Source organism: Humibacter sp., assembly GCF_051954055.1.
Classification (GTDB): Bacteria; Actinomycetota; Actinomycetes; order Actinomycetales; family Microbacteriaceae; genus Humibacter.
Genome location: NZ_JBQCIE010000028.1, coordinates 1 through 5,960, shown reverse-complemented (window position 1 = coordinate 5,960; position 5,960 = coordinate 1). Strand labels below are relative to the sequence as shown.

The 5,960-nt window shown below is 68.0% G+C and carries 5 protein-coding genes; 2 read left to right on the top strand and 3 right to left on the bottom strand.

The window, feature by feature from the left end; genetic code table 11:
• Positions 1–148: 148 nt before the first annotated feature.
• Genes ACTHNC_RS03290 through ACTHNC_RS03280 form a run of 3 tightly spaced genes read right to left on the bottom strand, consistent with a single transcriptional unit; the run spans position 149 to position 3,340 of the window.
• A complete protein-coding gene (locus ACTHNC_RS03290; protein WP_440293172.1) occupies positions 149–1,129 on the bottom strand; it encodes an endo-1,4-beta-xylanase in 981 nt (326 codons plus the stop codon).
• On the bottom strand, positions 1,126–2,313 hold the full coding sequence (locus ACTHNC_RS03285; protein ID WP_440293171.1) for a Gfo/Idh/MocA family protein: 1,188 nt from the start codon (positions 2,311–2,313) through the stop codon (positions 1,126–1,128). Before ACTHNC_RS03285 ends, ACTHNC_RS03290 begins: the two co-directional genes overlap by 4 nt.
• Position 2,314: 1 nt before the next feature.
• Entirely contained in the window at positions 2,315–3,340 is a 1,026-nt protein-coding gene (locus ACTHNC_RS03280; RefSeq protein WP_440293170.1) for a PmoA family protein, read from the bottom strand.
• Positions 3,341–3,543: 203 nt separating this feature from the next.
• Between ACTHNC_RS03280 and ACTHNC_RS03275 the strand changes: the two genes are divergently transcribed.
• Positions 3,544–4,587 carry a LacI family DNA-binding transcriptional regulator gene (locus ACTHNC_RS03275; RefSeq protein WP_440293169.1) on the top strand — a complete coding sequence of 348 codons (1,044 nt, stop codon included), beginning with the start codon at positions 3,544–3,546 and terminating at the stop codon, positions 4,585–4,587.
• A 371-nt stretch (positions 4,588–4,958) separates the two neighbouring features.
• A complete protein-coding gene (locus ACTHNC_RS03270) occupies positions 4,959–5,945 on the top strand; it encodes an ABC transporter permease (protein ID WP_440293168.1) in 987 nt (328 codons plus the stop codon).
• Positions 5,946–5,960 lie beyond the last annotated feature (15 nt).

Genomic DNA, 5,960 nt, shown 5'->3' with positions numbered 1-5,960 from the left:
TGCGGCGATCCCCCGCGCAGCCCGTCGGGCGCCTCCCAGTCGTACACGCGCAGGCGCGACACCGCGATGCCGCCTGGCAGACCTGTGGGCGGGTTTCGATACGCGTCGCCTTCGGCGGCGCTACTGGGCCGGCGGGGACGGGCGTCGCTCACGATGGCCCCGGGGTTGCGAAGACGGCGTCGAACGCCGGCTTCGGCTGCAGCTTCTCGTCGAGCACGTGCGCTGCACCGAAGCCGGCGAACGTGTCGGGGATCCAGGAGTGCGCGTCGCTCAGCCCCCATAGCACGAACGCCGAGCAGAAGGAAACAGCACGGGCGGCGTCGACCATCGACCGGTAGTCCTCGGCCTGGGCGGCCAGCTGCTCGCGGGACGGAGGCTCGGACTCGGCCACGGGCATCCGTACGTCCACCTCGGTGAGCGCGACATCGAGCCCGAGGTCGGCGAACCGCTGCAGGTTCTCGCCCATCGTGGTGGGCGGGTCGCCCACGATGCGGTGGCCCTGCACCCCGAACCCGTGGATCGGGACGCCGTCGGCCAGCAGCCGCTGCACGAGTTCGTAGTACGCGTCGCTCTTCGGGCAGAGGTCTTCGACGTTGTAGTCGTTCAGGTACAGCCGGGCCGACGGGTCCGCCTCGTGCGCCCAGCGGAACGCGTCGGCGATGTAGTCGATGCCCATCCCCTCGAACCACGGCGACGTGCGTGGTTGCGCGTCGTCGTCGAGCGCCTCGTTGACCACGTCCCACTGCTCGATCCGCCCGCGGTAGCGGCCGACGGCGGTGTGGATGTGCTCACGCAGGATGTCTTCCCGCTCGCCTTCGTCGGCCTCGGAGACCCACTCGGCGAGCTGGCTGTGCCACGCGAGCGTGTGCCCGCGAACCGACATGCCCTGCTCTTCGGCGAACGCCATCACGCGGTCGGCCGCGGCGAAGTCGTACGTGCCGCGGTCCGGGCGAAGCGGTGCGAACTTCATCGCGTTCTCGGCCGTGACGACGTCGAAGAGGCGGGCGATGGTGCTGCGGTAAGCGGGATCGTCGAGCGCGAACGCGTCGACGGCGCAGCCCAGGCGGAGGGTGCGGGCGCGCGCGGTCGCGTCGAGATCGGCCTTCGTCACCACGTCGTCGATCGTCACGCGACCGCCCCCTGAGCGCTCGCGGCCGAGTCGTCGGCCGCGGCCGCTTCGTTCCACGGTGCACCGGTTCCGGCCATCGAGCGGTAGAACGGTGACCTATCGTCCAGCTCGCCGGCATGGATGCGCGTGCCGGTGAACGCGGAGGCGTAGATGGCGGCGATGAGTTCCAGGGTGGCGCGAGCATCCGTCAACGTCACCGGGAGCCGTCGACCGTGTTCGATCGCATCCAGGATCGCGGCGAACTGCGCCGAATGCCCGCTGCCCGTTCCCGTCGGCGCCTGTTCCCAGGCATCCGTCACCGAGTCTTCGTGGCCAGGAGCGGGCGTGATCTTCCAGGAGGTGTCCGAGTAGCCGTAGAGGTGCTCCAGCTCGACCGTGGCGTACTCGAAGTCGAAGCGCAGGTAACTGGTCTCACGCGGGGACAGCAGGCTGTTGACGATGCTGGCTACTGCACCATTCTCAAGAGAAACGATCGCGTGCGAGAGGTCTTCGGTGACCACCGGCCTCGCCTGTCGTGCGGCGACGGCGACCACCTGCGACCACGGCCCGAGGATCGAGAGCATCGTGTCCATCTGGTGGATGCCGTGACCCATCGTGGGACCACCACCCTCGACATCCCACTTGCCGCGCCAGGGCACCTCGAAGTAGGAGTCCGGTCGGTACCAGAGCGTGTTGCACACCGCGGTCAACGGACGTCCGAAGGTGCCGTCGGCGACCCGATCACGAAGCCAGAGGGCGCGGGAGCCGAACCTGTGCTGGGAGACCGTCGCGAACTGCGCTCCGCCCTCGCGTTCGGCCTCGGCGATCTCGTCGAGTTCCGCCAGGGAAAGCGCAGGCGGCTTTTCGCTGAGCACATGGATGCCCCGGCGCAGCACCGTCACCGCCTGCTGCTTGTGCAGCCCCGGCGGCGAACACAGATGCACGATGTCCAGGTCGACGGCCTCGAGCAACTCCTCCAGCGAGGTCGTCCCGATCGGCACGTTCCAGGTGCTCTGGAAGTCGCGGACCCGGTCGGCGTCGACATCGCATGCAGCGACGATGCGGGCGCGGCCGTCGAGCTGGCGCACGCCGGCGGCTTGCACCTTGGCGATTCCTCCGGTGCCCACGATGCCTATCCGCAACGGCGCCTCCACCGTGAAGCGACGGTCGTTCTTCACACCGGCCGCCTGCTGTTCCGCGACCATCTCAGCGCACCTCCGCCAGCTCGACGGGAGCGGGCTCCACGGCAGCTCGACCGGTCACCGCCGGCGTGCTCACCGCCTTCGCCGCTGCGGCGAGTTCCACCATGCGGGCAGCATCCGCTGCACCGTCGGCGATCGCCACGGCGTGGTGCAGCTCGACGGTCTCGGCCACGTCCACAACCCGGACGCGGTCGAAGAACGGCGCCGGGTTGATGCAGGCGAACGGCTCGGAGCGCACGAACCACTTCGTGTCGAAGCCCTGGGGCGCTGTGCGGTCGACGAACACGACGGTGGACGAGGCATCCACTCCGTCGTGGCGACCGCTGAAGCCGGCCCACTCGCCGCGGGTGCCGCGGACATCCTCGCCCGTCACCCCGTTCGAGGCGATGATCGTGCCCCCGGTGAACGATCGGGGTCCGCGCCAGAACAGGCCGCCATAGCCGGCGTTCTCGCGTCCCTCGGTGGTCGGCGAGCCCATCTCGATCGGCGCCCCTGACACGTTCGTGAGCTCGCTGCGCCAGCCCAGGACCCAGGCGTCGTGCTCGGGCAGGAGCGCGACCGTCAGCGTGCGCACCTCGGTGAAGACGGCCTCACCGACCGTGTGGCCCTCGTCGGGCTGACGGTGCCAGGTGAGCGTGTGACGGAACAGTGCGCCGACGTCGTCCGCGCCGATCGCCAGCACCTCGTCGTGGTCCTGTGAGCCGTTGTTCTTGAGGTCGGCGTACCAGCCCACCTGGCGCGTGTAGGTCGCGCCGCCCCAGAAGTTGTCCGGGCCGACGTTGGGCAGCGCCATCGTGATGCCCTTGTGCCACACATGGTCCCAGGGCCGGAACACCGTGACCGGTAGACCGCTCGGAGTGCGAAGCGGATGCACGTACGGTCGAGGCGACTCGAACTGCGGCTCCGTCGGGGCATAGACGTAGCGCATCAGTTCGACGGGCGCCGGCGGCTCCGTCGCATCCGTCACGACCCGCACCTCCCGGTCGACTTCGTGGACGGTGCTGAGTGGTCGTGGCGGTTTCACGGTCATCGGGCTGGGAGCCTTCCCTAGAATCATCGTTGATCAGCGTCAACAGACGCTCGCTCGCAACTTTTTCGATAGATTATCGGAACGGCAGCCTACGGTGATGCCCGGTCGTCGTCAAGAATGGGCCCGAGTGAAGGATGCTCGCGGCACGGATGCGTCTGCGCCGCCGGCAACACGGCGAACCGCCGCCGAGGAGGATGTTCATCATGGCCGGATCGAAGGGCACATTGGCCGAGGTCGCTGCGCACGCCGGGGTGTCCATCCCGACCGTGTCGAAAGTGCTCAACGGCAAGGCCGACGTGGCCGCGGCCACGCGTGCCAAGGTCTTCGCCGCGATGGAAGCCACCGGCTACCAGAGCAGGCGGAGCGTCTCCAACACCTCCGGCGTGATCGAGTTCCTCATCGAAGGCGCGGACTCGGCGTGGGCCATCGAGCTGATCAAGGGCGCAGAGCGTGAGTCTGCGGCGCGCGGCGGTGCTCTGGTCATCACGAGTTCGGTGCACGACGAGTTCTCGCTCGAGCGCTGGATCGATGCGGTGCGCACCCGACGCTCGGCCGGCGTGGTGGCTGCGCTGCCGAGTCGCGGGAGCGAGATCCTGCAGGCGCTCACGACTCTGTCGATGCCTGTCGTGCTGGTGGATCCGCCGAACGCCGACATCGGCCAGTTCCCGGCGATCCGGGCCACGAACTGGTCGGGCGGCTTCGAGGCGACGAACCGTCTCGTCGAGCTGGGCCACCGCCGCATCGGGCTGCTGGCCGGGCGAAGCGATCTGGACAACGCGGTGGAGCGGCAGGAAGGATATGCGGCCGCGCTGCGCCGCGCGGGGATCCCGTACCTTCCCGAACTCGTCGTCGAGGCGGAATTCCTCATCAGCGACGGGCACCGCGCGGGCGCGCAACTGCTCGACCTCGCCGAGCGGCCGACCGCGATCTTCGCCTGCTCCGACCAGCAGGCCGCCGGTCTTTACGAGGCGGCCAGGGAACGCGACATCCGCATCCCGTCCGAGCTTTCGGTGATCGGATTCGACGACACGGTGCTCAGCAGACACCTCTCGCCGGCGCTCACGACCATCCACCAGCCGCTTGCGCAGATGGCCGCAGAGGCGGTGCGTCTCGTGCAGGACTCGGGCACGAGCATCCGCACCGTGCAGAGCCTGGAGCTGCCGACCTACCTGGTCGAGCGCAGCAGCGCGGTGCCGCTCGCCGCCGGTGACGCGAAGGCCGACGCCGCGGCTGACGCGAAGGCCTGACTCCAAGCCCGACGCGAAGGCCTGACGCAAAACCCGACGCGAAGACCGCTGACGATGGCAAACGGATGCCATCCTTTGCCATCGTCCTGTCGCTCGCTCCGACGTGCCACGGAAGGCCGCCCTTTCCCGCAATCCGCTGGATTCCGCGGCCTGCGCAGCGTCGGCGACCCAGCGCGCCTTTCCCTTGAACCACCCGAGACCACCCGGAATGGGGTAACGGTAAGCGCTTGCCGGTTGACACGTCGCCGACGGCGGGTTAAGTTCACTTTCGATATCAGGTCGAAACGAATTTCGATAGCGATCTGAGTCGACCACGACGCGGTGGCGGGCATCCGTCCCGACCCCGCGACCGCGAGGAGGGACGAACGCGAATGACCAGTACCACGGTCACGCCAGGGCGCACCAAGGCGGCATCCGAGGCGCCCGCCGACCCCAGCGCGACGCGCCAGCGCCGTCAGTCCCGGCGCCGCAGGCCGCTGTGGCGCAACTGGCAGCTGTATTCGCTGCTCGTTCTGCCCGTGATCTGGTTCGTGGTCTTCCGCTATGTGCCGATGGCGGGCAACATCATCGCCTTCCGCAACTACGTGCCCGGCGGCAACATCTTCGGCGAGGGCTGGGTCGGGCTCGACAACTTCACGATGTTCCTGTCCGACCCCTCGTTCTGGCAGGTGTTCCGCAACACGATCGTTCTCGGCGGCCTCACGCTGATCTTCGGCTTCCCGGTTCCACTGGTTCTCGCCCTTCTGCTGAACGAGGTCCGGAATCGCGGGTTCAAGCGGTTCGTGCAGACCACGACCTACCTTCCGCACTTCCTCTCGATCGTCATCGTGGCGGGCATGGTGATGCAGCTGACCTCGGCGACCGGCTCTATCAACCAGTTGCTCGGCGTCTTCGGCGTGCACAGGATCGAGTTCCTGCAAGACCCCGCCTGGTTCCCGGCGATCTACGTGATCAGCGAGATCTGGCAGACCGCCGGATGGGGGACCATCCTCTATCTCGCCGCCCTCACCACCATCGACGAGAGCCTCTACGAGGCGGCTCGCATCGACGGAGCTGGACGCCTGCGACAGATCTGGCACGTGACGCTGCCGGGCATCCGGCCCACCATCATCACGCTGCTCATCCTCAACATCGGCAGCTTCATGGCCGTGGGCTTCGAGAAGATCCTGCTGCTCTATAACCCGGCGATCTACGACACCGCCGACGTCATCTCCACCTACCTGTACCGGGTCGGCCTGCAGTCCGGAAGCTTCAGCTACGCGGCCGCGATCGGCATCTTCGAGGCGGTCATCGGGCTCGTGCTCGTGGTCTCGGCCAACTTCATCTCCCGTCGCCTGATCGGAGCGAGCCTGTGGTGATCAACAATCCGACGC